This window comes from Sphingomonas sp. Leaf257, assembly GCF_001422185.1.
In the GTDB taxonomy this organism is placed as follows: Bacteria; Pseudomonadota; Alphaproteobacteria; order Sphingomonadales; family Sphingomonadaceae; genus Sphingomonas; species Sphingomonas yabuuchiae.
The window spans coordinates 360062-385574 of record NZ_LMMH01000001.1 but is presented as its reverse complement, the minus strand read 5'-3'; the positions used below and the strand labels follow the sequence as shown (position 1 = coordinate 385574).

Below are 25513 nucleotides of genomic sequence, written 5' to 3'. Positions count from 1 at the left end.
GCAGCGATTAAGCAAAGCGTCTGGCGGGAGAATGGAATGACCGAGGCACAGGATCGGATCGTCGCAGGGGTCGAATTGGGCGGTACGAAATCGATTGTGTTGATCGGGCGCGGGCGCGACATCCTGGTGTCCGAGCGCCTGCCGACCACGACCCCCGCCGTCACCCTGGCCGCTTTGCGCCAGCGCCTGACCGAATGGCACGAGCAATATAAGCCGGAGGCGCTGGGCATCGGCAGCTTCGGCCCGATCGCGCTCGACAAGACCGATACGGACTATGGCCATATGCTCGCCACGCCCAAGCCGGGCTGGGCGGGCGCGGACGTGGCGGGTGCGCTGTCCGAGGGCTTTGGCGAGCGCGTTGCGATCCATACCGACGTAACCGGCGCGGCGCTGGCCGAGGGGCAGTGGGGCGCGGCGCGCGGCTTGGCTGACCATGTCTATGTCACGGTCGGCACCGGCGTCGGCATGGGCATCATCGTCAACGGCCAGCCGGTGTCGGGCCGGATGCACCCCGAGGCGGGGCATGTCCGGGTCCGCCGTATGGCGGGCGACGATTTCGCGGGCGCCTGTCCGTTCCATGGCGACTGCCTGGAAGGATTGGTCGCAGGCCCCGGCATCGCGGCGCGCGTCGGCCGCCCGGCGCAGGAGCTGGCGGCGGACGATCCCGCCTGGACCTTCGTCGCGGATGCACTGGCGGAGAGCTTTGCCGGGCTGTTCCTGACGCTGGCCTGCGGTCGTATCGTGATCGGCGGCGGCGTGGGCGTGGGCCAGCCGCAGCTGCTTGACATGGTGCGTGCCGCGACGGTCGAAAAGCTGTCGGGCTATCTCCCCTTCGTCAACGCGGCGGAAGTCGCCAACCGCATCGTCCATGCCCAGCTGGGCGACCAGGCCGGGCCGCTCGGCACGCTGGCGCTGGCACGGACGGTGCTGGACTGACGCCATCATTCCTCCCCTGCAAGGGGAGGGGGACCAGCGAAGCTGGTGGAGGGGTGTCCCGCTATCGAGAGGGGGACACCCCTCCGTCGCGCCGCGCGCGCCACCTCCCCTTGCAGGGGAGGAATCTTAGAAAATGCTGTCCTACAACGAACCGATATGGTTCCTCCTTCCCCGTAACGGGGGGAGAGCATCATGGGGCAGGGGGACGAAGCACGCGTCGATGCGATGATCGCGCAGGTCATCGCGCGCGAGGGGGATTATAGCGACCATCCCGCCGATCGCGGCGGCGCGACACGGTTCGGCATTACCGAGGCGGTGGCGCGCGCCGATGGCTATGCGGGGCCGATGCGCCGCTTGCCGCTGGGCCGGGCCGAGGCCATTTATCGCCGCCTCTATTGGACCGCGCCCGGCTTCGACCAAGTGGCGGCGCGCGCTCCCCGGCTGGCGGAGGAGCTGTTCGACACCGGCGTCAATATGGGGCCGAACGTCGCGGCCGCGTTCCTGCAACGGGCGCTGAATGCGCTTAATCGCGGGGCGCGCGACTATCCCGATCTGACGGCGGACGGGCGGATCGGAGCGGTGACGCTGGCGGCGCTCGACGCCTTTCTCCGCCACCGGGGCGCTGCGGGCGAAGTCGTGCTGCTCAAGGCGGTCGAGGCATTGCAGGGCGAACGCTATCTGACGCTCGCCGAGCGACGTCCCGCCAATGAGGCGTTCCTCTACGGCTGGCTCGCGGACCGGCTGTCATGAGCGGCGAGCCGGACACCGACCTCTGGACCCGCCGGGCGCGACCGACTTTTCTTTATGTCATGTACGCGCTGCTGCTCTGGAGCATCCCGATGGGGCTGCTGGCGGGCGTGCGGCCGGGCATGGCGGCGGCGATGGTGCGCGGCATGGCACAGTATCTCGCCGCTATCCCTGAGCCGCTCTATGCGCTCTTCGGCACCGGCTATCTGGGCTATACCGTCGCGCGCGAATGGGGAAAGTCGCGTCAGTAGAAGCGCTTGAGCGTCAGCGTCCGGTCCTGTCCGTCACAGGTGCGTAAACGCACCACCGTGCCCGGCTTGCCCACCGTCCAGCGGGCGACGGGGCTGTCGACATAGTCGCGCGGAATGGGCTGTCCGTCGATGGCGCAGATCGTGTCGCCCTCACGCCAGCCGCTCGCCGCCGCCGGGCCGCCGCGCATGACGTGCAGCACGCGCAGGCGGTCGCCCGCTACGCCCATCAACAGCCCGGCGGTCGATCGCTGGGCGGGCATGTCGGCCTGGGGGCCGGGCTTCAGGATCATCCGGCCCGCGCCGGGGTCGAGCAGCACGCGATAGCGTTGCAGGAAGCCCGATCCGATCCGCCCGGCCGCGCCGACCGATTCGCTGAATCCCTGGGCCGGTTCGACCCTTACCTCCACCTCATGCGCGGTCAGGCTGCCCAGCCGCACGCTCGGCACGATGGCCAGGTCGTTGATCGTCGGCCCCGCCAGCCCGAAGCCGATCGCGGTGGTGGTCGGCAAGCCGGTCAGCTTCGCCGCCCGCCAGCCCGCCTGGGTAACGGTCAGCGCGGAGCCGTCGCCGGTATCGACGATGACCGGGGACAGCTTCGCCGCACCCAGGCCGACCATGCTCTCATAGACGCGCCGCTCGGTCGACACGGTCAGCGGGGCGGTCGCGCCCGTAAAGGGCATGCGACCTGACGGGATCAGGCGAAACCGCTTGGCGGCATAATCGATGTCGAGCGCGTGCGGCGCCAGCAGGTCGCGCCCGACCAGCAGGTCGACCGGCGTCGTATCCCCGGTCGCGAGCGCAGGCAGCGGCGCGACCACCACCCCGCCGCCCTTGCGGGTCAGCCCGCCCAGCGACAGGCTGCGCGTCGGCATCCACCCGATCGCCACCGCCCCGCCGATCGCGCTGGCCTGTCCCCCGGGGCGTATCTTGGCCTTGGCGGCGATGGGTGAGGCCTGGGACAGCAAGGTGAAGCTGACCCCGGTATCGAGGATCGCGCCGACCTTCTGCCCGTCGATGGTCATGGCGAAACGGATCTGGTTGCCCGGCGTCAGCTGAAACGGAATCCACCGCTCCTCGGCATCCGGCGCAAGCGTCGAAACCCCCGGATCGCGCGCGGCGGCGGCGACGACATCCTCCTGCGCAGCGGCCGCCTTGGGCTCGCGGGGCGCCATCATCGCGGCGGTCAGCAATAGGGGGACGGGAAGCAGATAGAGCAGGAAACGCATCACGCCCCAACGCCTAGCGAAGCGCGAAGCTGCGCGCGAGGTGGGCTCCTTCGTCGATAAGGAGGTGAACGCCTATTTTAACCCAATATCGGGCTAATATGGATTTTATCCCATTTCTGAGCTAAAGATGAGATTATCCCGATTTTGGGTGAAGGCTGCAGGAATTGGTTATGTCTTTCTTCGCCGTTCTGATGGGGGATCTGGTCGATAGCGAAGAATATGAGGACGCTCGATATCTCCATTCCGCCTTCAATAGCGCGGTTGAACGACAGAAGGCACTGCTGGCCGATGACATGGCATCGCCGCTGACGATCACCTTGGGCGACGAATTTCAGGGGCTGCTGCATTCGCTGGATGCTGCCGCTAAGGCCGCGCGGAACATTCGGTTCGACCTGATGCTTCACGATATCGATTGCCGGTTCGTCATCGGCATCGTTGATATTAAGACGCCGCTCAACTCGGAGCGGGCCTGGAACATGATGGGGCCGGGTTTCGCGGCCGCGCGCGAACGATTAGGCGAGAAGCGATCACCAAACCGCTACCGATTCTCCATTCCGCAGGACGCTCTTCTGGAAACGTTGCTGGAAGCCATCGGTGGAAGCTTGAGCGCCATAGAGCGCAAGTGGTCCAGGGTGCAACGCGACGTCATCATCACCTTGTCGGAAGACGTGTCGGTCGCGGAGCTGGCGCAGGCGCGAGACGTCGGGATCGCGAATATCTACAAGGTGCGCAGTGCCGGTGAATATGATCGCTACATGACCGAATGGGATGCGGTTCACACGGCGCTCGCGGAACTGGATATCCGCTACGGGCTGATGGGGGCGGACTGAGGATGCATGTCATTCTTTACACTGGCGTCGCGCTGATCGCGCTGATCTGGCTGGGCAACGAGATATGCCGCGGTATTTTCAGCCTGACCGGACTGAAGGATTCCATCGCCCATCTCCCCACGCCGGTGCATAGCGCGGGGCGCTGGATCGGAGCTCTGGAGCGGCTGATCCTGGCGGTCGGCATCATCGCGCACAGCTGGGAAATCCTGGCCGCCGTCATCGCGCTCAAGACGGTCGCGCGGTTCAAGGACATGGACGAGCGTGCCTTCGCTGAATATTTCCTCGTCGGCTCGCTATTCAGCATCGTCTGGACGATGCTCGTCACCAGCGCCTGGCTGGCCTATGATCACAAGGTCGGCGGCGACGTCCGCCACCATGCCGAGCAATGGATGGGGATCGAGTCCAAGAAGGATTGATCTTCTATAGACACGCCTCCAGCAGCGCCTTGTCGAAGCCGAACTGCTTGGCCTTGTCCAGCGTATAGGGGCGCAGGCCCGATGAGCGATATTCGCCGATGATCTTTCCGTCGGTGCCTTCGTCCAGATATTCGAAGGCGAACAACTCCTGCGTCACGATCACCGGGCCTTCCATGCCGATCACCTCGGTGATGTTGGTCACGCGGCGGCTGCCGTCACGCAGGCGCTTGACCTGGACGACCATGTCGACCGAGTCGGCGATCTGGCGGCTGATCGCCTCCTTGGGCACCTTGATGTCGGACATCATCACCATATTCTCCATGCGGGCCAGCGCCTCGCGCGGGGAATTGGAGTGGAGCGTGCACATCGACCCGTCATGGCCGGTGTTCATCGCGGCGAGCAGGTCGAAACATTCCGACCCGCGGATTTCGCCCAGGATGATCCGGTCGGGTCGCATGCGCAGGGCGTTCTTGACGAGGTCGCGGATGCTGATCTCGCCCTGGCCCTCAAGATTGGCGGGACGGGTTTCCAGCGGCAGCCAGTGCGGCTGTTGCAGGCGAAGCTCGGCCGCGTCCTCGATCGTCAGCACGCGCTCGCCCGGGTCGATCATCTTGGACAGGGCGTTCAGCATCGTCGTCTTGCCCGAGCCGGTGCCGCCCGAAATGACGATGTTGAACCGCGATGCCCCAGCTATCTTCAGCAGCGTCGCCATGTCCTCGCTCATCGATCCGCCGTTCGCCATCATGTCGAGCGTGATCGGCTTGGCGGAGAATTTGCGGATCGAGATGGCGGTGCCGCGAAGCGATAGCGGCGGCACGATCACGTTGACGCGGCTGCCGTCCTTCAGGCGGGCGTCGGCCAGCGGCGTGGTCTGGTCGACGCGGCGGCCGACCGAATTCACGATACGCTGCGCGACCTGGAACAGATGCTCCTCGTCGCGGAAACGGATACTGGCCAACTCCAGCCGACCCTTCCGCTCGACATAGGTCTGCTCGGGCCCGTTCACCATGATGTCGGTGATGTCGGCGTCGGCCAGCAGCTCCTCAAGCGGTCCCAGGCCCAGAAGCTCGTCGACCAGCACCTTTTCCAGCGCGAACTGTTCGCGCCGGTTGAGCGTCAGCTTCAGCTCGGCCAGCACCTCGCCGATGATCGGGCGGAATTCCTCGGCCAGCTCGTCCTTGCCCAGCGTCGCGGCGGCCTCCGGATCGACGCGTTCGAGCAGGCGGGGGAGGACCTGTTCCTTGATGCGGTGGATCGACGCCTCGAACCCTTCGCCGCGCGCCGGGGTCGGATCGATGGAAGCGGCCTGGCGCTCGGCGAGGCGCTGCATCGCGTCGGCGGCGGTGCCGGGCGCGGCGATCGCGCCTTCCAGTGCGGATAGCGGCGGGAATTGCGAGCCGCCGCCGACGGGGGCGGGCGAATCGGGATCGGGGCGCGTGGTGGAACCGGAATTTGGGCCGGGGCCGTGCATCGGACGCGCGACGCCGAAGGCCGGGCGCCCACCGCTTGCGCTTCCCAAACCCTGACGGCGACCGAACGCACTCATCCCGACATTCCCCATGGCATCCGGCGATTCCCTAAATGCCAAGATTTACCATATGCCTAACCGATCCCGGTTGCAGGCGGTGGAAAGGGCGGGATATGGCCCTGTCCCGATGCTCAGCCGGTTCGTCCTTGCCGTCCTCCTGACCCTGGTCGGACTGTCGCCCGCTCTGGCCGGGGCAGACGATATCGCCGCGACCGCGCGCGGCGTGGTGCGGGTCGTCACCATCGCGATGGTCGACGACCAAGTGGCCGGGTTCGGCCATGGCTCGGGCTTCGCGGTGGCGCCCAACCGCATCGTCACCAATGCGCATGTCGTCGAACTGGCCGAACGCTATCCCGACAATGTCGTGATCGGCGTCGTGCCGTCGGAGGGCAGCAAATCCTATCAGGGCCGGGTCATCGCCTATGACTCGCGCCGCGACCTGGCGCTGATCGAGGTCAGCGAGGCGAAGCTGCCGCCCGTCGCCCTGTTCACCGGCCCCGTGACCGAGGGGGATCAGGTCATCGCGCTGGGTTATCCCGGCAATGTCGACCTGGCCACGGCGCAGTCGGCAGCGGACTATATCCGCCCGCTGTCGCCCGTCCGGTCGCAGGGCGTCGCCTCGGGCCGTCGGGCGCTGACGGGCATCGAGGTGCTGCTCCACACCGCCAGCATCGCGCGGGGCAATTCGGGCGGGCCGCTGCTCGATCCGTGCGGGCGGGTGATCGGGGTCAATTCGGCGCTGACCCGCGCCGATGACGGCGATTCGACCTTCGGCTTCGCGATCGCCGATACCGAACTGATGGCGTTCCTGCGCGAGGCGAAACAGCCCTATGCCTCGGTCGGCGTTCCGTGCACCTCGATCGAGGAGCGGCTGCGCGAGGACAGCGCGGCGGATGCCCGCGCCGTGGTCGAGGCGGCCGCCGCCAAGCGCGAGGCGGCCAATGCGGCGGCGCTGCGCCGCGAGGAGGCGCTGAACGCCGCGCGCGGTGAGGCCGAGCGGCTGCGCGAGAATGTGATGGCGGTGGCGGCTTTGCTGCTGGTCGGCGGCGCGCTGGCGGTTGGTGGTGCCGGGCTGCTGGAGTCGCGCGGGTCGCGGCGGGCGGCGATCTGGACCGTGTCGGCGGGCGGCATCGCGATCGTCGCGGCGGTGGTCGTGTTCCTGCTGCGCCCCTCCGCCGAGATTCATCTGCCGCGCGAGACCTTGGTGACGGCCGCGAGCGCGAATGCGCCCGGCACGGCGATCGGCCCGATGATCTGCACGCTGATCCCCGATCGCAGCCGGATCACCGTCTCCTCGACCGCCGAGACGCGGCTGGACTGGGGTGCCAAGGGCTGTGCCGATGGCCAGGTCCAGTATCTGGAGGGCGAGGGCGGTTGGCAGAGGATCATCGTGCCCGAGGACGAGCCGACCGTGACCGTCGCTCGTTTCGATCCGGTCACGCGCACCTATACCCAGACCCGCTACATGCTGCCCGCCGCCACGATGGATGCGATCCGCAAGCTGCATCAGCCCAGCACGCCGAACGCCTGCGTGAAGACCGACAAGGCGCTCCAGAATCTGGAGGGCGAACAGGCCCAGATCCGCCAGCAATTGCCGCCGCTGCCCAACGAAAAGCTGGTCTATAGCTGCCGCTCGGCCCGCTGAGTGTTCAGGGCGGGATAGCATTCATCCCCGCCTCCTTCCGTCTCCCCTGGACAGGGGAGAGGGTTAGCAAAGCTTGCCAGCCTGCTGGTTAGACCGTGATGACATGAGATGGACTCACCCCTCCCCTTCAGGGGAGGGGCCGGGGGTGGGGCACCTCCGCAAGCACGCCGTCTGTGGCGAGGCCCCACCCCAACCCCTCCCCTGAAGGGGAGGGGCTCGGCTTGGTTCAACGCAATGTCATCACGGTCCAGCGCAGCCTGGGGTGAGGGGCCGAGCGAGCCATCAGCTTGCGCGCTCCGCGCTCCACCCCTCGCCCAGCTCCGACTAAGTCTTTGCTTTCGCAGAGACCAAGTCTGCGCAACCCTCTCCCCTCGTGGAGGCGAGAGGGAAAGGGGGAGGTATATGACTGCCGATAGGGCCGAAGAGGCTTGCGCCGCCGCCACCGTTTCGACGACATAACGACCCTGATCGATGCGGCTTGGGAGGGCCGGAGATGACCAAGGGGGCAATGGGCGCGCGCCGCTGGATGGCGGCCGCGACGATGACATGTCTGGGCCTGTTGGCGGCGACGCCCGCCCAGGCCGAATGGCGCGAGGCGCGGGCGAAGCATTTCATCCTCTACGGAAACATGTCCGAAGAGGCGATCCGCGCCATGGCGACGCGGCTCGAGCAGTTCGACGGTGCGCTGCGCTATCTCTACGGCAAGCCCGAGATCGACGGGCAGGAAAGCAATCCCGTCACCGTCTATGTCCTGCCCACGGTGTCGGCGGTGCGGCGGCTCTATGGCAAGGGCGGCGACCATATCGCCGGTTTCTATCAGGGCCGGGTTTCGGGCTCGGTCGCCTTCACGCCGATGCGGAGTGACGAAGAGGGCCCCAATGCCCTCCAGCCGCAACAGGTGCTGTTCCACGAATATGCCCATCACTTCCTGCTCGGCAATTCGCAGGTCGCCTATCCGGCCTGGTATTCCGAGGGCGCGGCCGAGTTCGTCGGGACCGCGCGATTCGAGCGCGAAGGAATCATGCTCGGCGTCGCGGCCCAGCATCGCGCCTATGGCCTGCTCGACGCCGCCAAGCTGCCGATCGAGACGCTGTTCGATTCGTCGCGCCGCAAGCTGAGCGATATGGAAACCGAACAGGTCTATGGCCGGGGCTGGCTGCTGACCCATTATCTGATGTTCGATGCGACGCGGGTGGCGAATTTCAACCGCTATCTGATCCTGCTCAATCAGGGGAAGCCCAGTATCGATGCGGGCAACGAGGCGTTCGGATCGCTCAAACAGCTGGATCGCGAGCTAGGTCGCTATTTGGGCCAGAGCAAGATTCCCGGCATGCTCGTCCGGTTCGAGCGGCTGCCCAAGACCGATGTGTCCGTTCGCGTGCTGAGCGCGGGCGAACAGGCGATGATCCCGTCCCGGATGCAGTCGGATCGCGGCGTCAATCGCAACACGGCGGGCGAGGTCTATGCGCGAGCTTCGACCGTGGCGGCGGCGTTTCCGCAGGACGCGGTCGCGCAGGGCTGGTTCGCCGAAATGGCCTATGACGCGGGCCAGGATCAGGCGGCCGAGGCGGCGGCCGATCGGGCGCTGGCGGTGAAGCCCGACCTGCAACAGGCGCTGCTCTACAAGGGGCTGCTCCATCTGCGTCGCGCCGCCAGCGACAAGAGCAAGGACCCCGCGCGGTGGAACGAGGCGCGCAGCTGGATCATCCGTGCCAACCGTGCCGATCCCAACGCGGCCGAGCCGCTGGCGGTCTTCTACAGCAGCTTCCGTATGGCGGGCGAGCGTCCGCGCGAATCGGCGGTGAACGGGTTGGAACGGGCCTTCGAGCTGGTGCCCCAGGATCAGGGGCTGCGCTTCATGCTGGCCAGCCAGCAGATTGCGGCCGGACAGATCGACCAAGCGAAGCGCACGCTACGCCCACTTGCCTATGATCCCCACGCGCGACCCGACAACCCGGCGGCGACACTGCTCGCGCTGCTCGACAGCGGCAATCAGGATGCGGTGAAGGCCGCGCTGGCCAAGGCATCGGGGGAGGACGGCAAGGAGTAGCGCGGTTTGCGTATCCGGCCCTCCGTTGCGCAGGCCGATCCATGTCCCTGGGGCGGCCTGCGCTGTGCCGATTTGGCTTCTCGCATATCGATCAACGGCTGCCGCGACGCGGGCGCCGACCTGGATGGTCTTGGCAAGTGTGCCGGTAGCTCTGCCTGACGCGGATCGATGAACCGGAAAGAATGGGCGTAGCGCAGAAAGCCACGGGCATAAGCCCGGCCAAATAAAACAGTCCGCCACAAGCGAGCCGTCAAAACACCATCAATGTAGGAAAAATGGTGCCCAAGGGCGGGATCGAACCACCGACACTGCGATTTTCAGTCGCATGCTCTACCAACTGAGCTACTTGGGCCCACACCGCGATTGCGATTGGAGGCGTGCCTTTACGGGTGGCTTTCTCCTATGTCCAGCCCTTCTTCATCATTTTCTTTGACCGGGATGCGATAACCTTCGCCCAGCCATTGCAGAAGGTCACGATCCTTGCACCCGCGCGAGCAAAAAGGGGCGTGGTCCGGGGCGGTCGGCTTGTCGCAAATCGGGCAGGTGGTCATGAGCGTTCCAGTTGCAGGGGACGGCCGGTGCGGCGCTCCAGCGCCTCGCGCCAGGCGGGATTGGCCATCAGGCGTTCATGGACGGCGCCGGATACGCGATAGGTCGGCGCGGGGCCGGGCGGCTCGCGCTCCCATTGCCGCAGCAGCGCGCGGGCACGGGCGCCGATGGGGTCGATGGCCAGACGCTCGGGGATCGAGGCGCGGGGGCGCGGGCGGACGATCTGGAGAAAGCCGAAGCCGTTGACCGCCGTCCGCTCGAAGGGGAGGGGGAGGGCGGCGTCCAGCGCCTCCGCCACCGCCTGGCGCGGGCCCTTGCCCTCCAGCGTGGGGAAGTCGATGCCGATCGACCCGCCGATGCCGTGGCGCAGGATGCTTTGCGCCACCGCGCGGGCCGCGGCGATCGACAGCGGTTCGTGCGGGGGGGATCCGTCGACGTCGAACAAGGTCATCGCCGGGGTCGGGGTCATGCGCAGTACGCCCGCACCGAAACCGATCTCGCCGGTCGCCGCCTCGTCGAGCAGTTCGGACCAGCCCGCCGCTTCGAGGTCGTCGGGTTGATGTGGCAGGATCTCACGCACGGGAAAGCCCGTCGCGGCGATTCGTGCGCGCAGATCGGGGCCGGGGGCGGCGCACGCGTCTTCGGGGGCGAGCTGTGCCTTGGGCAGCTTGGCGCGGCCGCGCTCGGGAATCGCCTCGCGCGTGACGATGACGGTCAGCGCCGCCCCCTGCGTCATGCCCTTCGGCACCGGCGACAGCAGCACGTCGCCGCCCTGATTCAACGTCACTCGCCCCTGTCGACCGGGGAGCAGCTCGACCAGCCGCCCCTCGGTCACCGTGCCGACGGTCAGTGTGCCGGTCAGCTCGGTCGCGGCCTGCACGATGCGGCCATCCTCGACCAGCGCGGCACGGGCCTCGCCGATCCCGGCCTCATAGAGCCATTCAGACAAGCGGCAGCCCGGCGGCCTTCAGCAGGGCGCGGGTTTCGAACAGCGGCAGGCCGATGACGCCGGAATGCGACCCTTGCAGGAAGCGCACGAACGCCTCGGCGCGGCCCTGGATGGCATAGCCCCCGGCCTTGCCCAGCCCTTCGCCACACGCGATGTATGCGTCGATTTCGTCGTCGGAGAGCGGCTTGAACGCCACGATGGTGTCGGCCAGCCGGGTGCGCGCCTTGCCGGTGGCGTCGATCACGCACACGGCGGACAGTGCATGGTGCCGCCGCCCGGACATCAGGCGCAGCAGCTTGCGCTGGACGTCCTCGGTCTCGGCGGGGGGCAGGATGCGACGGCCCAGCGCGATGGTGGTATCGCCCGCGACGACGATCTCGCCGTCCGCACGGTCAACCGCATGCGCCTTTTCCACCGCCAGCCGCAGCGCATAAACGCGGGGCAACTCGGCGGGGCGGGGGGCTTCGTCGATATCGGGCGAGGCGACTCGGTCGGGCACGACTCCCAGCCGCGCCAGCAGATCGCGGCGGCGCGGGGAGGAGGATGCAAGGACGAGCGGCATGTGGGGCCGGTCGCTCACTTGAAGCGGTAGGTGATCCGGCCCTTGGTCAGGTCGTACGGCGTCAGCTCGACGAGCACTTCGTCGCCGACCAGCACGCGGATGCGGTTCTTGCGCATCTTGCCCGCCGTATGCCCCAAGATCTCGTGATCATTCTCGAGCTGGACGCGGAACATCGCGTTGGGGAGGAGTTCCACCACGCGGCCGCGCATCTCGAGCAGTTCTTCCTTGGCCAAAAAATACCTCGGTTCGTCGTGTTATAGGGTATGTCGAAGAGGCGCCGCCATAGCCGCAATGGGCCGAAAAGGAAAGGCACGCCGAATCAGCCCTCGATATGGGGTTGGTGAGGGGGCGGGGGCAAGATGTTTGCCTCGCTCAATTCCTCCCCTTGCAGGGGAGGAATGAACCCCGTCACGCCGGGTTATATTTTTCCAGGAACGCGGCCATCGCCTTCAGGAATTCCAGCCGGTCCTCGGCGCGGGTGAAGTGGTGGTCGGCCAGCGGCTGTTCGATATAGTTCACCGGCTTACCCGCCGCCTTCAGCGCGGACACCATCATGCGCGACTGGTTGACCGGGACTCGTTTGTCCTCCTTGCCGTGGACGATCAGCAGGGGAATCGCCATGTCGGCCGCGCCGAAGCGGGGCGAGACGGCGTGATAGTCGGGGGCCTGTTTCTGCAGCCAGTCGGCACGCGTCTTGCCGAACAGGAAACGTGAGTCGTACCGCTTCATTGCCTGAAGATCGGACACACCCGCATAGGACACCGCACAGCGATAGAGCGCACTGTTGCGCTGGGCCGCACGCATCGCGGCATAGCCGCCATAGGAGGCCCCGACCATGCAGGCGCGCTTGGGGTCGGCGATGCCTTCCTTGGCCAGCCAGGCGACCGCATCGTCCAGATCGTCCTGCATCTTCAGGCCCCATTCGCCCTGCCCCTTCTTGGCGAAGGCGGTGCCATAGCCCGAGGAACCGCGATAATTGGGCTGGATCACCGCATAGCCCAGTTCGGCCAGATACTGGCTCCACCAATCCCAGCTTTCGGCGTCGCGGGCGAAGGGGCCGCCATGCGGCATGACGATCAGCGGCAGATTCCTGGTCCCGCGTCCGCGCGGCATGGTCAGGATCGCCTCGATCGAGGTGCCGTCACGCGCCGGATAGCGCAGGGTACGCACGGGCGACAACCGCTGGCCCTTTAACTGGGGATTGGCCCAGGACAGGAACTGCATGTTGCCGTAATCGGTATCCCAATAATAGAGCGACCCCGCCGAGGACGGGCTGCTGACCGTCACCAGGAAGCGGGTGCGGGCGGTGTTCCAGGACACGATCTCGGCGCGGCGCGGCGCCACCGATTTGTCGAGCGCCGCCTGCAATTCCTTGATCCGCGGATCGGTCCAGGCGTCGTGATAATATTGGTCGGTGTAGCGGATCGCCGAAATATCGTCGCCCGAAGCGGTCTTGATGATGCCGTCGATATCATAGCCGGTAACGGTGCTGAGCTTGCGACCCAGCTTCAGGTCGGGCAGCGAAACCTCGTACAGCGCGTCATATCCGTCGCTGTCATCGATCGCCAGCGCGGTGCCGTCGGTACGAAAGACGCTGGGCACCAGTACCGATTCGTCCTTGCGGCCATTGGCGCGGGCGATGGTGCGGAAGGGCTCGGCGTTGGACTGGCGATAGAGGATGCTCTTCTGACGGGTCTCGTCGCTATAGCGGACGCCCATGCGCAACTGGCCCTGGCCATCGGCATACCAGTCCCACACATCGGTCTGCCCGTTCGCGATCCGCTTGACCCGCCCGGTCGAGACATCCGCTTCGTACACGGAAGGATAGACCTCGGACATGGAATAGATGCCGGTCGATTTGGCGAACAGCAGGCGCGGGGTGCCGTCATGCGCGGTCCACAGCACCTCGTCGGCGCGGAAGCCCGAATTGTCCCAGTCGATCTTCACCATCTTCGTCATGTCGGCGCGGACGCCGATCAGGCGGGTGACATAATATTCCTCGCCCTGGATCGTGTCCTGGCTGCCCAGTCCGACGACCAGCCATTCGTCATTGACCCAGCGCCACCAATTGACGTCGACCTTGTCGCTGAGCGCGGCCAGCGCGGTCTTTCCCTGGCCTTTGATCAGCGGGGCGACCATCAGATATTGCTTGCCGTTCAGGGCGCGCTTGCCCGCGATGCGGGTGCCGTCGGGCGACAGGGCAGGCCCCTCGAACTCGGGCAGCGCGGCAAAGGCCTCGACCGACAGGGGGCCCGTTGCGGCGGTTGGGCTGGCAGGAGCGGGCGGTGGGGCGGCCGTTATTTGGCCCGCATCCTGCGTCATGCCCGTCAGCGTCATCAACGCGAGCGCCGTCACCGACGCGCCCAGCTTCCTTACCCCACGCATTCCCGATCCCCCCATGTCGGCACTACTCCCCAGGGGCCGAACCGATCCAGATTAACAGCGTAGCGAAGGGAGGAAAGGGGGTTCAGCGTTCGGGGCGGTGCTCATAGCCCCAACGGGGCGGCAGCGGGATCGGCTTTCCCGAGTCGGTCAGGGTCAGGCCATCGCCGGGCGCGAAACTGCCGACGCGCGTGGCGGCGACCGGCGGTGTGATCCCGGCGGGCAGGGCGAAGAGCAGTTCGTAATCGTCCCCGGCGGTCGCGGCGGCCAGTCGTGCTGCCCGGTCCGTGCCGCCGAACGCCCGCGCCTCTTCGGACAGCGGGACCGTATCGAGCGCGACCGTCACCGCCAATTCGCTGGCCCGCGCCATTCGGCCCGCGTCGATCAGCAGGCCGTCCGACACGTCCATCATCGCATGGACGACGGGGCCGAGCGCGCGGCCCTCGGTCAGGCGGGGATAGGGGCGGCGATAGGCGTCGCGCAGCGCGATCGGCCCATGGCCCGCCTGCGCGATCGCCAGGCCCAGACCGGCATCGCCGATCGTGCCCGTGACCCACAGCGCGTCCCCCGCTTTGGCGCCATCGCGGGCGGGGGCGGCGGCATCGCGACCGAAGGCGGTGAGCGTCAGGCTGCGCGGTCCCCGCTTGGACACCGTATCGCCGCCGATCAGCCGCGCGTCGAAATGGTTCAGGACCGCCGCCAGACCATCCAGAAAGGCGCGGTCCCAGACGGGATCACCCAGCGGATAGTTGAGCAGCACCCCCTCGACCAACGCCCCCTTGGCGGCCAGGTCGGACAGGTTGGTGGCGACCAGCTTCCACGCGATATCGGCGGGCGGGTCGTGGGGCAGGAAATGCACGCCTTCGACCAGCGTGTCGGTGGTGACCACCAACGGCGCGGCGGTCAGCACCGCACTGTCGTCGATCAGTCCGCGCGCACCGGGATGCAGCGGCATCCGGCGCAACGCGGCAATGAAGTCCGCCTCGTTCATCGGGGCGGTCGGGCGTCAGGGCATGATGGCATGGTTTTGACCCGTCGTGATTGCCCTGCGCCGTTCGTCGGCGAGGAGCGACGCGCGGCGCGGGCTGGTGGCCCGTGCAAGCGGCGTGACGACGTCCGGCGGGGGGCGCAGGGCAACCGCTCCGCGGCGGGCCGAAATTGGCCTGTAGCGTCGTCCCTCGTCAGTCACGGGGGCAAAGCCCCGCTCCTTCCTCGCTCCTACCCACAAGCCAATTTCGGCTCCGTCACGACGGGGCAAAGCCATGCCATCATGCCCTAGGCCCGCGCGACCTTGGCGATCGCGTCGAGCAGGCCGTTGACGAAGCCCGATTCGCGCTTTTCGTAGAAGGCGTGAGCGACATCGACATATTCGCTGATGACCGCGCCGACCGGCACGTCATGGCGTGCGATCAGTTCGTAGGTCCCGGCGCGCAGGATCGCCTTCATGGGCTTGTCGAGACGGTTGAGCGTCCAGCCCTTGGCCAGTTTGCCCTCGATCATCACGTCGATCTCGCCCAGGCGCGCCTGCACGCCCTTCACGACATCGTCGAAGAAATCGATATCGGCATCGGCATATTCGACATCCTCGATGGTCGCGCCGATGCGGTGATTGTGGAATTCGTGGAGCAAGGCCGCCAGCGGGGTCTGTTCCATGTCATGCTGATAAAGCGCCTGAACGGCGGCAAGGCGCGCGGCGGCGCGCGCCTGGGTACGGGCTGGAGGACGAGTCATTGGCGGGCCTTTACCGGGCTGTCGTCAATCCGTCACGTGTTTTGGGTGAGGGGGCGTGGACGTGGCCTTCGACTTCGCTCAGGCTGAACGGGGTTTTGGTATCCAGCCCGGTTCCCAACCTCCATTCAGCATAGGCGAAGCCGAAGGCCAAGGGCCGGACCTTTCACAATTCCCGACGGAAATACACCACCCGCTCGGTCTCCGCGAACCCCAGTGCCCGGTGCATCGCATAGCTGTCGACATTGTCGATCTCGGCATCGGAAGCAAATTCCGTATACCCTCGCGCCCGGCCCCAGTCCGCCACCGCCGCGACCAGCGCCCCGGCGACGCCCTGTCGGCGATGGTCGGGATCGACGAACAGCCCTTCCAGGAACAGCACCGGCGAGGTGTCGCAGCCATTGACGTAATCATGCCGGACCGCCGCCTCGGCAAAACCGATCACCCGGCCATCCTCCAGCGCGACGAAATTCCCGTCGCTTTCGGGCAAGTCCGCCGGATCACCCGCTTCCTTGCCCCAGAGCGCCGCCCGCAACGCCCGCCATCCTTCCCGATGCTCCGGCGCGGCGGGCGCGACGATCATCGATTGAGCCGCAGCCGCAGCGCCACCGACTTGGCATGGGCCGGAAGCCCCTCGGCATGGGCCAGCGCCACCGTCGCGGGGCCGAGTTCGTTCAGCGCCGTCTCGGTCAGGCCCAGGAAGCTCGTCCGTTTCATGAAGTCGAGCACCGACAGCCCGCTGGCGAAACGCGCGCGGCGGCCCGTGGGCAGGACGTGATTCGGCCCGGCGACATAATCGCCGATGGCTTCCGGCGTATGGCGGCCCAGAAAGACCGAGCCTGCGTGGCGCAGCCGGTCGAACAGCGCTTGCGGATCGTCCACCGCGAGTTCGAGATGCTCGGGCGCGAGTCGGTCGACCAGCGGCATGGCGGCCTCCAGCAAATCGACGACGATGATCGCGCCGTTCGCATCCCAGGCGGTCCGCGCGACGCTGGCGGTCGCCAGTTCGGGGATCTGCCGGTCGACGGCTTCGGCGACACGGGTCGCGAAGTCGGCGTCATCGGTGAACAGGATCGACTGGGTGACGGTGTCATGCTCGGCCTGGCTCAGCAGGTCGGCGGCGATCCAGTCGGGATCGTTCCGGCCGTCGGCGACGACGACGATCTCGGACGGGCCCGCCACCATGTCGATGCCGACCATGCCATAGACCTGGCGCTTGGCCTCCGCGACCCAGGCATTGCCGGGGCCGGTGACGACATCGACCCGCTGGATGCGCCCGGCGCCATAGGCCAGCGCGCCCACCGCCTGTGCGCCGCCGACGCGCCACACCTCGTCCACGCCCGCCAGATGCGCGGCGGCGAGGACCAGATGGTTGATCTCGCCCTTGGGCGTCGGGGTGACCATCACCAGTCGCTCGACACCGGCCACCTTGGCAGGAATCGCGTTCATCAGCAGCGAGGAGGGATAGGCCGCGCGTCCGCCGGGGACATAGATTCCCGCCGCATCCACCGCCGTCCAGCGCGCGCCCAGCCGGACACCCTGCGCATCGACATAGTCGGTGTCTGTCGGCTTCTGCTTTTCGTGATAGGCCCGGATGCGCGCGGCGGCGAGGTCGAGTGCGGCGCGCAGTTCGGGCTCCAGCGCCTCATAGGCCGCACGGCAATCGGCGGGCTCGATCCGCCAGCCGGTCTCGGCCAGGTCATGGCCGTCGAACTGCTTGGTGAAGGCCGCGACCGCCGCCTCGCCATCGTCGCGGACCGCGCGCAGGATCACCTGCACGTCGCGCGCGACATCGGCATCGCTTTCGCGCCGGGCATCGACCAGTTCGTCAAACGCGGCGGCGAAGCCCGGTTCCTGCGTATCGAGACGGATCATGCGGCGTGCCTTTCGGCCACGGCGCGGCGGAAGGCCTCGACCAGCGGCACGACCTGCGCGCGCGTCTTCATCGCGGCGCGGTTGACGACCAGGCGCGAGGTGACCTCCTCGATCACCTCCACCTCGACCAGCCCGTTTTCCTTCAGCGTACGGCCCGAGGACACCAGGTCGACGATGCGCGGCGCCAGGCCCAAAGTCGGGGCCAGCTCCATCGCGCCGTTCAGCTTGACGCACTCCGCCTGTACCCCACGCGCGGCGAAGTGGCGGCTGGTGATATGCGGATATTTGGTCGCGACGCGGACATGGCTCCACCCACGCGGATCGTCGCTCTCCGCCATCGCGGCGGGCTCGGCGACCGAGATGCGGCAATGGCCGATCTTCAGGTCGACCGGCGCGTAAAGCTCGGAATAGCCGAATTCGGACAGCACGTCCGATCCGACGATGCCCAGCTGCGCCGCGCCATGCGCGACGAAGGTGGCGACGTCGAAGGCGCGGACGCGGATCAGCTCGATGCCGGGGACATCGGTGGCGAAGCGCAGCGCGCGGCTGTCCTTGTCGGTGAAGGCCGGTTCGGGCCGGATGCCGGCGGCGGCGAGCAACGGCAGCGCCTCGGCCAGGATGCGTCCCTTGGGGACGGCGATGATCAGCGGTTGGGCCATGAGGATCGGGGGCTTAACCCCCGCCACCCGGGATCGCAATTCTTATCCTCCCCGGTACGGGGAGGGAGACCATCCGCAGGATGGTGGAGGGGGCGTGCCGCATAGGACGTCCTACGTGGCGATCCGCCCTCCGTCAGGCCTGCGGCCTGCCACCTCCCCGTGCCGGGGAGGATTTGAGACCGTTACACCTTGGCGGCGTAGATCATCCGGCCGGGGCCGAGATTGGCGAACACGCGGTCCAGGTCGTTCTCGCCGACCGCGAAGCAGCCCTGGCTGCGGCCCAGCATCCCGTGGCTGCGGATCATGTCGCGATTGGCGTACCAGGCCGAGTGGATCACGATCGCGCGGCCCAGCGCATTGTCGTTGGTGGGGTCCAGCCCGACCAGACGCTGCGACCGGCCATGCTTGCCGACATAATAATTGTCGGTCAGGAAGGCGCCCTCGCTGCTGGCGTTCGAATTGAACGCGTTGGAGAAGCGCTGGACATAGCCGCTGTGCGACGGGTCCGACCCGCTGCCGTGCGAGACGAGCAGCGAGGTGCTCTTGCCGCTGATCAGGTCGACCAGGTGGAGGCGCGGTTCGGACGAGCCGACCGCGAAATCGACGATCGCCATCCGGTCGCGCTGCCGCACCTGCGAACCATGTTTCTGCAGCGAGGCTATCGCCTGACGCAGCAGCGCCGGACGGACGACCCGCGACGAGGCCAGGATCGCCTGCGGCACTGCCGGAACGGTCGGACGGCTTGGGATCGGAGGCTGGCGCACCGGGCGAAGATCGCCCGCCGTCAGCCGTCCCCGGGCACTCACCGCCCCCGGAACCGCCAATGCCCCGGCGAGCACCAGCGCGTTCTTCAACAGCGCGCGCCGACCCGGCGCCGCGTCCAAATTATCGTGCATTTTGGTCCTTCAACCCCAGAATTCCCGCAAGACCTATGTAGCAAAGGTCAGGCCATTTTTCTGCCCATCGGCCCATCGGTTGATCGCTTGGTTCCATCGATTCAGCGAAAGTTCCGTCGCATCGCAAAAATTTTCGCTTGGCACCAATTGTTGCTTGACGGGTTTAATATTTTGTGAACTCGCCAAGGAAAAGGGATATGAAGGCTCTCGCTTTTGCCGCCCTGCTGGGTGCTACGACGCTGGGTTTCGCCGCACCGGCTCTGGCCGAGGACGGGCCGGGGACCGCCACGGTGGCGCAGGCCGCCGCCGCTCTTGCCCCCAATCGATTCGTCTGGGCCGACCCGCAGATGACAGCGGTCTATCCGATCGCGCAGCCGGTGACGGTGGTGGTCAGCATTCCGATGCAGCGCGCCTATGTCTATCGCGGCGACACGATGGTCGCGGCGGCGGCGGTGTCGACCGGCAAGGACGGCAAGGATACGCCCGTCGGCGTCTTCCCGATCCTTCAGAAGCGCGAGATGCATCGCAGCAACCTGTATAATTCGGCTCCCATGCCGTTCATGCAGCGCCTGACCTGGGATGGCGTGGCGCTTCATGCGGGCAACAATCCCGGTTTTCCCGACTCGCATGGCTGCATCCGGCTGCCTGCGGCCTTTGCGAAGAAGTTGTTTTCGATCACCTCGGTGGGGACGACTGTGATCGTCACCGATCAGATGGTCGGGGATCATTTCGACCCGGCGCTCATGGAGACGGAGGCCAGCCAGGCGAACGAGGCGCAATTGGCGTCGTTGTCGCGGTAAGGTTCGGGCGTGGCCTTCGACTACGCTCAGGCTGAACGGGACTTGGTATTAAAGGCCGTTCACGCTGAGCGAAGTCGAAGCGCACGGGCCAACTGGGCGGCTAGGTCACCAACCCCAATGCCCGAAGCTGAGGCCGAAGCGTCGCTTCGTCGGTGAAGTGCAGCGCATGAATGCCCAACGCCGCTGCCGCATCGATATTCGCACGATTGTCGTCGATGAACACCGCCTCCCCCGGCTCCAGCCCGAATCGGGCGAGCGCGAGGCGGTAGATGGCGGGATCGGGCTTCACCAGTTTTTCGTCGCCCGACACCACGATGTCGCGGAATCGATCGAACAGCACCGATTCGCGCGCACGGAAGGGCGGCCAAAATTCATGGCTGAAGTTCGTGATCGCGAACAGGGGCACACCCGCCGCATCCAGTTCGGCGACAAGTTCGTGCATCCCGGCAATCGGATCGCCGATGCTGTCGCTGAAGCGCGGGCCCCAGGCGGCGATCAGTTCCCGATGCTGCGGGTACAGCGCGATCAGCTCCGCCGAGGTGTCGGCGAAGTCGCGGCCCGCATCATGCTGGAAATGCCACTCGGTGGTGACGACATCGCGCACAAATGCATCGAGCGCCCGATCGTCTGCGATCAGGCGCCGATACAGGATCCGGGGATCCCAGTCGTAAAGCACACGACCGACGTCAAAGATGACGGCGGTCGGCCGATCGGCGCGCGTCACGGACTGTTCGTCCGTCACGTTCGATTCGATCGGCATCAGGGCTGATTAGCCCTGGCGCGCCTTGAAACGACGGTTGGTCTTGTTGATGACATAGGTGCGGCCGCGACGGCGGATCACGCGGTTGTCCCGGTGACGATCCTTGAGCGACTTCAGGGAATTGCGGATCTTCATGATCGATTCGCTTCTTTTGAACTGGAGGGTGATCTGGAAAGCGTCGCCGCCTAGTGGCAACCGGCACTTAAGTCAAGGTTCCGGCATGACGGATGGGTCATGATCGCCGCGCCCTCTTCCGCCGCCGGATCATCCCTCATATGTCATGCGTTGCCCATCCGTAACATCTCAAGGTCTTCGACGCATGAAAGCCCGCTCGCTCCTGATCCTCGCGGCTGCCGCCGGAACGCTGGCCGCCTGTTCCACCACGGGCGGGCGCCTGCCGCCGACCGAGGTAATCCGCTATCACCTGGGGCAGCCGATCGCGCGCGGCACCATCCGGGTCGAGCCGCTGTCGGCCACCGGCCCGGCCAGCATCGAGTTCAAGACCTATGCCGCCGCGGTCGAGACCGCACTTCTGCGCAACGGCTATTCGCTGGCGCAGGGCGATGCGCAGCCCGACTTCATCGCGACCGTGAACTTCACCCGCGCCAACCGGCTGGGCCCGCCGCGACCCTCGCCCTTCTCGATCGGTCTGGGCGGCGGCAGCTTCTCGGGCGGTCGTGGCGGCGGCGTGGGGCTGGGCGGGGGGCTGAGCTTCCCGATCGGCAAGAGCCAGCCGCAGGAGATCATCGGCACCGAATTGTCGGTCCAGATCAAGCGCCGCGTGGACCAGTCGCCCATCTGGGAAGGCAGCGCGCGCAACATCGCGCCGGTTCAGGCCCTCGCCAAGCTGGACGCGCAGGCGCAGGCCGCCAAGCTCGCCGATGCGCTGTTCACCAAATTCCCCGGCGAATCGGGCCGCACGATCGAGGTGAAGTAAGGCGATGACCCTGACCATCAATGCGTCCTTCGATGGCGGCAACATCCGCGTGGTGGCGATCGAGGGCGACCGGGTCGACCTGGAGATCGTCAAGGACAAGGATTCCGACTTTTACCAGTGGTTCTATTTCCGGGTCGGCGGCGCGAAGGGACGGACGCTGACCTTCCGCATCCTGAACGGGGCGGATTCGGCCTTCCCCGATGGCTGGCCGAATTATCAGGTCCGTGCCTCGACCGACCGGCAGGAATGGCGGATGACGCCGACCCGCTATGCGGGCGGCGTGCTGGAATGGCAGTGGACGGGCGAGTCGGACGTCGCGTGGTTCGCCTATTTCGAGCCCTATACGATGGAGCGTCACCACGATCTGGTCGCGCGAATCGCCGCGAAGGGCGTTCATCACGAAGAGATCGGCCAGAGCCTGGACGGTCAACCAATCGACTATTTCCGCTTCGGCTCCGGCCCGAAGCAGGTGTGGCTCTATGCCCGCCAGCATCCGGGCGAATCGATGGCCGAATGGTGGATGGAGGGCGCGCTCGACTGGCTGACCGGCCCGGCGGCCGAGTCGCTGCTGGCGGCGGCGACGGTCCATGTCGTGCCCAACATGAACCCCGATGGCACGCGACGCGGGCATCTGCGCACCAATGCGGCGGGTGTGAACCTCAACCGCGAATGGCACGAGCCGACGCCCGAGCGCAGCCCCGAAGTGCTGTGCGTCCGCAATCGCATGGACCAGACCGGCGTCGACTTCGCGATCGACGCGCATGGCGACGAGGCGATCCCGGCCAACTTCATCGCCGGGTTCGAGGGTATCCCGAGCTGGACCGAGGAACATGGCGCCAAATTCTATGAATTCGGCCGCCGCCTGGCCGCGCATACGCCCGATTTCCAGACCCAGATGGGCTATGAGAAGTCGAGCGCGGGCAATGCCAACCTCGCCATGTCGACCAACCAGCTCGCCGAGCGATTCGGTGCGGTGTCGGTGACGCTGGAAATGCCGTTCAAGGACCATGCCCCGAACCCGGACCGCGTCCATGGCTGGTCCGGCGAGCGTTCGGCCAAGCTGGGCGTGTCTTGCCTGGAGGTGCTGTCGGAGATGATCGGGGATATCTGATCGGGGTTTTGGGGAGCCCTTGCGATAGGGCTCCCCTTGGCCTTCGACTTCGCTCAGGCTGAACGGCGGTTGGGGCAAAAATGTAAACCCCCTCGCTCCGTTCAGCCTGAGCGAAGTCGAAGGCCACGTCCCGAGCCTCGCCAAATTACCGGCGTACCCCCTGCGCCGCCAGATAGCCGTCCAACTCCGCCAAGACCCGCTCCAGTCCGGCTCTATCCCCGGCCTCGGCGCGCACGGTCAGTGCAGCCTGCGTGTTCGACGCCCGTAGCAGCCACCAGCCGTCCGCCGTCCGCACCCGGACGCCATCGGTATCGTTGACCTCGGCTCCATCCCGAGCGAGCGCCGCCGCCACCCGGTCCACGATGGCGAACTTGTCCGCCTCGGCCACCGTGATCCGCGTCTCGGGAATGTCGACCATCAGGGGCATCGCGCCGCGCAGCTCGGTCATCGAACGACCCGCCAGATGGACGCTGCGGATCAGGCGGATCGCCGCATAATGGGCATCGTCGAATCCATACCATTCGCCCGCGAAGAACATGTGCCCCGACATCTCGCCGCCTAGCGGGGCTGCGGTTTCCAGCACCTTGGTCTTCATCAGGCTGTGGCCGGTCTTCCACATGACCGGCCGTCCACCCAAGCCCTCGATATGGTCGAACAGCGCCTGGCTGGCCTTCACGTCCGCGACGATCGGGGCGCCCGGATGCTCGGTCAGGGCAGGGCCCGCCAGCAGCATCAAAATCTGGTCGCCCCAGATCACCCGTCCCTGTCCGTCGATCGCGCCGATCCGGTCGCCATCGCCGTCGAAAGCGAATCCGAAATCGAGGCGTCTGTCCGCCACGAGTCGCTTCAGCGCGTCTAGATTGGCCTCGACCGTCGGATCGGGGTGATGATGCGGGAAATGACCATCCACATCGGTGAACAGCGTATGATGCTCACCCGGCAGGCGCTGGACCAGCTTTTCGATGACGGGGCCCGCCGCGCCGCTGCCGCAATCCCAGCCGATGCGGTATTCACCGCCCGCATAACCGGCCAGCAGCCGGTCGACATAGGCGTCGAGGATATCGACCTGCTCGACGCTTCCCGCACCCTCGGTCCAGTCGCGCGCCGCCGCCATGCGCGCCAGGTCTTGGACATCCTCGCCGAAAAAGGGGCGATGGCGCAGCACCATCTTGAAGCCGTTGTCGTCGCGGGGATTATGGCTGCCCGTTACCTGTACGGCGCCGTCCACCCCTAACGTCGCTTCGGCGAAATAGACCATCGGCGTGGGGCTCAGGCCGATGCGTACGACATCGACACCGCTGTCGGTCAGCCCGTCGACCAGCGCGGCCTCCAACATAGGGGAACTCAGCCGCCCGTCGCGCCCGACGACGACGCGGGTGCCGCCCGCCCGCCGGATCCGTGTGGCGAAGCCGCGCCCGACCGCATAGGCCGCGCCCTCGTCCAGCGTCTCGGGCACGGTGCCGCGCACGTCATATTCGCGGCAGGCGCTGGGGTGGATCGCAGCGATTCGCCCGGCCCCAGGATCAGGCGTCACGGCGCGCCAGCAACAGGTCGCGCGCGGCGTTCACCCGCCGCGTCAGGTCGGCCGAGCCGCCGCGATCGGGATGGACCTGCCCGATCAGGCGACGATGCGCCTGGCGAATCGCCTCGGCATCCGCGCCCGGCGGCAGGTCTAGAATCGCCAGCGCGTCCGCCTCGTCACGCGGCAGCCGGGGCGCGAGTTTCGGCTTGGTCGGGCGTGGCATGTAACGCCACACCAGCCAGATGACCGCCAGCGCGATCAGCCATTTCATGCGGCCCCCATCATGCGGCGGCGTCTGCCTCTTTGGCTCCTGCTTCCGCTCCGCCTTCGGGTAGTTGCAACGCGGCCATCATCTCGCGCAGTTCCTGACGCGCGGCGACATGGCCCAAGCCCATTGCGCCGAATTCCTTGGCGTCGATCATGGTCAGGCCGTTGGGGAACATCTCACGATAGATGACGCGCTCGCCCAGGCCGGGGATCACGCGAAAGCCGACGCGGCGCGACAGGTCGGTCAGCGCGTCCGACACGCGGCGCATGTTGCGCGCCTCGATATGCTGCAATCTGTTGCGCAGCACGACCCAGTCGATGGTGGTGCCGTCGGCGCGCGCCCGCTGCTTGCGCGCATCCCAGATCAGCTCCGAATAGAAGCTGGGACGCGTGACCTGGAACGTCTCCGGGTCGACCTGTCCGATCAGGTCGAAGTCGACGAAACTGTCGTTCATCGGCGTGACCAGCGTGTTGGACAGGGCCGCCGCCGTCCGCGCGAAATGATCGTCGCGCCCCGGCGTGTCGACGATCAGGAAATCGGCATCCTGCGACAGACCGAACCAGAGTTCCTCGAACCCTTCCTCGGTCTGGCTGGTATGAGTCGCATGGGCCGGCATGGGCAGCTTGTGCCCGGTGCGCTTGATCGTCTCGGCCCGATTGTCGAGATAGCGGCCCACCGTGCGCTGGCGATGATCCAGATCGAGGCACGCCACGCGTGCACCCTTGGCGGCCAGCGCGATCGCCACATGAACCGCCGTCGTCGATTTGCCTGTGCCACCTTTTTCATTGGCAAAGACAATCACGTGCGTTGAAGATAGCCGTTCCGGCAACTCGTCGCTTCCTTATTGATCCCCGTTGCCACCCTACATAGAAGCCCTCGGCGTGGG

Annotated in this window: 28 protein-coding genes and 1 tRNA gene; 10 read left to right on the top strand and 19 right to left on the bottom strand. The window is 66.7% G+C overall.

Annotation, left to right across the window (positions count from 1 at the left end):
• Positions 1-36: 36 nt before the first annotated feature.
• The 3 genes from ASF14_RS01850 (at position 37) to ASF14_RS01840 (ending at position 1934) form a co-directional block, all read left to right on the top strand.
• Positions 37-936, top strand: coding sequence for an ROK family protein (locus ASF14_RS01850; protein WP_082442020.1), 900 nt, complete (start codon positions 37-39; stop codon positions 934-936).
• A gap of 192 nt (positions 937-1128) precedes the next feature.
• Positions 1129-1686 carry a glycoside hydrolase family 108 protein gene (locus ASF14_RS01845; protein ID WP_056430664.1) on the top strand — a complete coding sequence of 186 codons (558 nt, stop codon included), beginning with the start codon at positions 1129-1131 and terminating at the stop codon, positions 1684-1686.
• Positions 1683-1934: a 3TM-type holin gene (locus ASF14_RS01840; RefSeq protein WP_056430661.1), complete on the top strand. Its 252-nt coding sequence runs from the start codon at positions 1683-1685 to the stop codon at positions 1932-1934. The genes ASF14_RS01845 and ASF14_RS01840 overlap by 4 nt, the downstream gene beginning before the upstream one ends.
• Here ASF14_RS01840 and ASF14_RS01835 read toward each other — a convergent pair.
• Positions 1928-3160, bottom strand: a complete 1233-nt coding sequence (locus ASF14_RS01835; protein ID WP_236696907.1) for an aspartyl protease family protein — start codon at positions 3158-3160, stop codon at positions 1928-1930. The two genes, ASF14_RS01840 and ASF14_RS01835, sit on opposite strands and share 7 nt — an antisense overlap.
• Before the next feature lie 170 nt (positions 3161-3330).
• Between ASF14_RS01835 and ASF14_RS01830 the strand changes: the two genes are divergently transcribed.
• Both ASF14_RS01830 and ASF14_RS01825 read left to right on the top strand, forming a co-directional pair.
• On the top strand, positions 3331-3990 hold the full coding sequence (locus ASF14_RS01830) for a SatD family protein (RefSeq protein ID WP_056430658.1): 660 nt from the start codon (positions 3331-3333) through the stop codon (positions 3988-3990).
• A gap of 2 nt (positions 3991-3992) precedes the next feature.
• A complete protein-coding gene (locus ASF14_RS01825; RefSeq protein ID WP_056430655.1) occupies positions 3993-4406 on the top strand; it encodes a hypothetical protein in 414 nt (137 codons plus the stop codon).
• A gap of 4 nt (positions 4407-4410) precedes the next feature.
• Here ASF14_RS01825 and ASF14_RS01820 read toward each other — a convergent pair whose 3' ends face one another.
• Positions 4411-5952 carry a CpaF family protein gene (locus ASF14_RS01820; protein ID WP_056431344.1) on the bottom strand — a complete coding sequence of 514 codons (1542 nt, stop codon included), beginning with the start codon at positions 5950-5952 and terminating at the stop codon, positions 4411-4413.
• Between the two features lie 109 nt (positions 5953-6061).
• Between ASF14_RS01820 and ASF14_RS01815 the strand changes: the two genes are divergently transcribed.
• Together ASF14_RS01815 and ASF14_RS01810 are read left to right on the top strand one after the other, a co-directional pair.
• Entirely contained in the window at positions 6062-7579 is a 1518-nt protein-coding gene (locus tag ASF14_RS01815; RefSeq protein ID WP_056430652.1) for a S1C family serine protease, read from the top strand.
• A gap of 493 nt (positions 7580-8072) precedes the next feature.
• A complete protein-coding gene (locus ASF14_RS01810; protein ID WP_236696890.1) occupies positions 8073-9629 on the top strand; it encodes a hypothetical protein in 1557 nt (518 codons plus the stop codon).
• Positions 9630-9905: 276 nt separating this feature from the next.
• Here ASF14_RS01810 and ASF14_RS01805 read toward each other — a convergent pair.
• From ASF14_RS01805 to ASF14_RS01755, 12 genes are all read right to left on the bottom strand, one after another.
• Positions 9906-9981, bottom strand: a tRNA-Phe gene (locus tag ASF14_RS01805).
• Between the two features lie 31 nt (positions 9982-10012).
• Positions 10013-10180, bottom strand: coding sequence for a DNA gyrase inhibitor YacG (locus ASF14_RS20595; protein WP_076714963.1), 168 nt, complete (start codon positions 10178-10180; stop codon positions 10013-10015).
• A complete protein-coding gene (locus ASF14_RS01800; RefSeq protein WP_056430649.1) occupies positions 10177-11127 on the bottom strand; it encodes a hypothetical protein in 951 nt (316 codons plus the stop codon). Before ASF14_RS01800 ends, ASF14_RS20595 begins: the two co-directional genes overlap by 4 nt.
• The gene (locus ASF14_RS01795; protein ID WP_056430646.1) at positions 11120-11689 is read right to left on the bottom strand and encodes a Maf family protein; all 570 of its coding nucleotides are present in this window, start codon (positions 11687-11689) and stop codon (positions 11120-11122) included. The genes ASF14_RS01800 and ASF14_RS01795 overlap by 8 nt, the downstream gene beginning before the upstream one ends.
• A 14-nt stretch (positions 11690-11703) precedes the next feature.
• Positions 11704-11922 carry a translation initiation factor IF-1 gene (gene infA / locus ASF14_RS01790; protein ID WP_007403889.1) on the bottom strand — a complete coding sequence of 73 codons (219 nt, stop codon included), beginning with the start codon at positions 11920-11922 and terminating at the stop codon, positions 11704-11706.
• Positions 11923-12097: 175 nt separating this feature from the next.
• Complete coding sequence (locus ASF14_RS01785; protein WP_082442019.1) at positions 12098-14074, bottom strand: alpha/beta hydrolase family protein; 1977 nt, start codon at positions 14072-14074, stop codon at positions 12098-12100.
• 82 nt (positions 14075-14156) lie between these two features.
• A complete protein-coding gene (gene thiL / locus ASF14_RS01780) occupies positions 14157-15062 on the bottom strand; it encodes a thiamine-phosphate kinase (RefSeq protein ID WP_056430643.1) in 906 nt (301 codons plus the stop codon).
• A 284-nt stretch (positions 15063-15346) separates the two neighbouring features.
• A complete protein-coding gene (gene nusB, locus ASF14_RS01775) occupies positions 15347-15802 on the bottom strand; it encodes a transcription antitermination factor NusB (protein WP_042490521.1) in 456 nt (151 codons plus the stop codon).
• A 163-nt stretch (positions 15803-15965) separates the two neighbouring features.
• Positions 15966-16382, bottom strand: coding sequence for an aminoglycoside 6'-N-acetyltransferase (aac(6'), locus tag ASF14_RS01770; protein WP_056430640.1), 417 nt, complete (start codon positions 16380-16382; stop codon positions 15966-15968).
• Positions 16379-17674, bottom strand: coding sequence for a histidinol dehydrogenase (gene hisD, locus ASF14_RS01765; RefSeq protein ID WP_056430637.1), 1296 nt, complete (start codon positions 17672-17674; stop codon positions 16379-16381). Before hisD ends, aac(6') begins: the two co-directional genes overlap by 4 nt.
• Complete coding sequence (hisG, locus tag ASF14_RS01760; RefSeq protein ID WP_056430631.1) at positions 17671-18333, bottom strand: ATP phosphoribosyltransferase; 663 nt, start codon at positions 18331-18333, stop codon at positions 17671-17673. The genes hisD and hisG overlap by 4 nt, the downstream gene beginning before the upstream one ends.
• A gap of 182 nt (positions 18334-18515) precedes the next feature.
• Positions 18516-19229: a murein L,D-transpeptidase catalytic domain family protein gene (locus tag ASF14_RS01755; RefSeq protein WP_056430627.1), complete on the bottom strand. Its 714-nt coding sequence runs from the start codon at positions 19227-19229 to the stop codon at positions 18516-18518.
• Between the two features lie 197 nt (positions 19230-19426).
• On the opposite strand from ASF14_RS01755, the gene ASF14_RS01750 reads away from it, so the two are divergent.
• Complete coding sequence (locus ASF14_RS01750; protein ID WP_056430623.1) at positions 19427-20029, top strand: L,D-transpeptidase family protein; 603 nt, start codon at positions 19427-19429, stop codon at positions 20027-20029.
• A 100-nt stretch (positions 20030-20129) separates the two neighbouring features.
• On the opposite strand, the gene ASF14_RS01745 is transcribed toward ASF14_RS01750, so the two are convergent.
• Together ASF14_RS01745 and ykgO are read right to left on the bottom strand one after the other, a co-directional pair.
• The gene (locus ASF14_RS01745) at positions 20130-20789 is read right to left on the bottom strand and encodes an HAD family hydrolase (RefSeq protein ID WP_056430620.1); all 660 of its coding nucleotides are present in this window, start codon (positions 20787-20789) and stop codon (positions 20130-20132) included.
• A 9-nt stretch (positions 20790-20798) separates the two neighbouring features.
• Positions 20799-20924, bottom strand: coding sequence for a type B 50S ribosomal protein L36 (gene ykgO, locus ASF14_RS01740; RefSeq protein WP_003046794.1), 126 nt, complete (start codon positions 20922-20924; stop codon positions 20799-20801).
• Positions 20925-21108: 184 nt separating this feature from the next.
• On the opposite strand from ykgO, the gene ASF14_RS01735 reads away from it, so the two are divergent.
• Both ASF14_RS01735 and ASF14_RS01730 read left to right on the top strand, forming a co-directional pair.
• The gene (locus ASF14_RS01735; RefSeq protein WP_056430617.1) at positions 21109-21726 is read left to right on the top strand and encodes a DUF4136 domain-containing protein; all 618 of its coding nucleotides are present in this window, start codon (positions 21109-21111) and stop codon (positions 21724-21726) included.
• Positions 21727-21730: 4 nt separating this feature from the next.
• Positions 21731-22837, top strand: coding sequence for a M14 family metallopeptidase (locus ASF14_RS01730; RefSeq protein WP_056430614.1), 1107 nt, complete (start codon positions 21731-21733; stop codon positions 22835-22837).
• A 145-nt stretch (positions 22838-22982) separates the two neighbouring features.
• Here ASF14_RS01730 and pgmG read toward each other — a convergent pair whose 3' ends face one another.
• From pgmG to ASF14_RS01715, 3 genes are read right to left on the bottom strand one after another with little or no spacing between them, the layout of a single operon-like run.
• On the bottom strand, positions 22983-24371 hold the full coding sequence (gene pgmG / locus ASF14_RS01725) for a phosphoglucomutase/phosphomannomutase PgmG (RefSeq protein WP_236696889.1): 1389 nt from the start codon (positions 24369-24371) through the stop codon (positions 22983-22985).
• On the bottom strand, positions 24361-24630 hold the full coding sequence (locus tag ASF14_RS01720) for a molecular chaperone DnaJ (RefSeq protein WP_056430611.1): 270 nt from the start codon (positions 24628-24630) through the stop codon (positions 24361-24363). Before ASF14_RS01720 ends, pgmG begins: the two co-directional genes overlap by 11 nt.
• A gap of 10 nt (positions 24631-24640) precedes the next feature.
• Entirely contained in the window at positions 24641-25456 is an 816-nt protein-coding gene (locus ASF14_RS01715) for a division plane positioning ATPase MipZ (protein ID WP_056430607.1), read from the bottom strand.
• Between the last annotated feature and the right edge of the window lie 57 nt (positions 25457-25513).

What these genes read in the sequence shown, in the direction of transcription:
- ASF14_RS01840 (WP_056430661.1), top strand. Translation starts at nt 1,683, where the DNA reads ATGAGCGGCGAGCCGGACACCGACCTCTGGACCCGCCGGGCGCGACCG.
- ASF14_RS01795 (WP_056430646.1), bottom strand. Translation starts at nt 11,689, where the DNA reads ATGCCGCTCGTCCTTGCATCCTCCTCCCCGCGCCGCCGCGATCTGCTG.
- ykgO (WP_003046794.1), bottom strand. Translation starts at nt 20,924, where the DNA reads ATGAAGATCCGCAATTCCCTGAAGTCGCTCAAGGATCGTCACCGGGAC.
- ASF14_RS01750 (WP_056430623.1), top strand. Translation starts at nt 19,427, where the DNA reads ATGAAGGCTCTCGCTTTTGCCGCCCTGCTGGGTGCTACGACGCTGGGT.
- ASF14_RS01845 (WP_056430664.1), top strand. Translation starts at nt 1,129, where the DNA reads ATGGGGCAGGGGGACGAAGCACGCGTCGATGCGATGATCGCGCAGGTC.
- ASF14_RS01745 (WP_056430620.1), bottom strand. Translation starts at nt 20,789, where the DNA reads ATGCCGATCGAATCGAACGTGACGGACGAACAGTCCGTGACGCGCGCC.
- ASF14_RS01815 (WP_056430652.1), top strand. Translation starts at nt 6,062, where the DNA reads ATGCTCAGCCGGTTCGTCCTTGCCGTCCTCCTGACCCTGGTCGGACTG.
- hisD (WP_056430637.1), bottom strand. Translation starts at nt 17,674, where the DNA reads ATGATCCGTCTCGATACGCAGGAACCGGGCTTCGCCGCCGCGTTTGAC.
- thiL (WP_056430643.1), bottom strand. Translation starts at nt 15,062, where the DNA reads ATGAACGAGGCGGACTTCATTGCCGCGTTGCGCCGGATGCCGCTGCAT.
- ASF14_RS01835 (WP_236696907.1), bottom strand. Translation starts at nt 3,160, where the DNA reads ATGCGTTTCCTGCTCTATCTGCTTCCCGTCCCCCTATTGCTGACCGCC.
- ASF14_RS20595 (WP_076714963.1), bottom strand. Translation starts at nt 10,180, where the DNA reads ATGACCACCTGCCCGATTTGCGACAAGCCGACCGCCCCGGACCACGCC.
- ASF14_RS01825 (WP_056430655.1), top strand. Translation starts at nt 3,993, where the DNA reads ATGCATGTCATTCTTTACACTGGCGTCGCGCTGATCGCGCTGATCTGG.
- ASF14_RS01735 (WP_056430617.1), top strand. Translation starts at nt 21,109, where the DNA reads ATGAAAGCCCGCTCGCTCCTGATCCTCGCGGCTGCCGCCGGAACGCTG.
- ASF14_RS01755 (WP_056430627.1), bottom strand. Translation starts at nt 19,229, where the DNA reads ATGCACGATAATTTGGACGCGGCGCCGGGTCGGCGCGCGCTGTTGAAG.
- ASF14_RS01730 (WP_056430614.1), top strand. Translation starts at nt 21,731, where the DNA reads ATGACCCTGACCATCAATGCGTCCTTCGATGGCGGCAACATCCGCGTG.
- ASF14_RS01785 (WP_082442019.1), bottom strand. Translation starts at nt 14,074, where the DNA reads ATGCGTGGGGTAAGGAAGCTGGGCGCGTCGGTGACGGCGCTCGCGTTG.
- ASF14_RS01850 (WP_082442020.1), top strand. Translation starts at nt 37, where the DNA reads ATGACCGAGGCACAGGATCGGATCGTCGCAGGGGTCGAATTGGGCGGT.
- ASF14_RS01720 (WP_056430611.1), bottom strand. Translation starts at nt 24,630, where the DNA reads ATGAAATGGCTGATCGCGCTGGCGGTCATCTGGCTGGTGTGGCGTTAC.
- ASF14_RS01820 (WP_056431344.1), bottom strand. Translation starts at nt 5,952, where the DNA reads ATGAGTGCGTTCGGTCGCCGTCAGGGTTTGGGAAGCGCAAGCGGTGGG.
- ASF14_RS01830 (WP_056430658.1), top strand. Translation starts at nt 3,331, where the DNA reads ATGTCTTTCTTCGCCGTTCTGATGGGGGATCTGGTCGATAGCGAAGAA.
- ASF14_RS01810 (WP_236696890.1), top strand. Translation starts at nt 8,073, where the DNA reads ATGACCAAGGGGGCAATGGGCGCGCGCCGCTGGATGGCGGCCGCGACG.
- hisG (WP_056430631.1), bottom strand. Translation starts at nt 18,333, where the DNA reads ATGGCCCAACCGCTGATCATCGCCGTCCCCAAGGGACGCATCCTGGCC.
- nusB (WP_042490521.1), bottom strand. Translation starts at nt 15,802, where the DNA reads ATGACTCGTCCTCCAGCCCGTACCCAGGCGCGCGCCGCCGCGCGCCTT.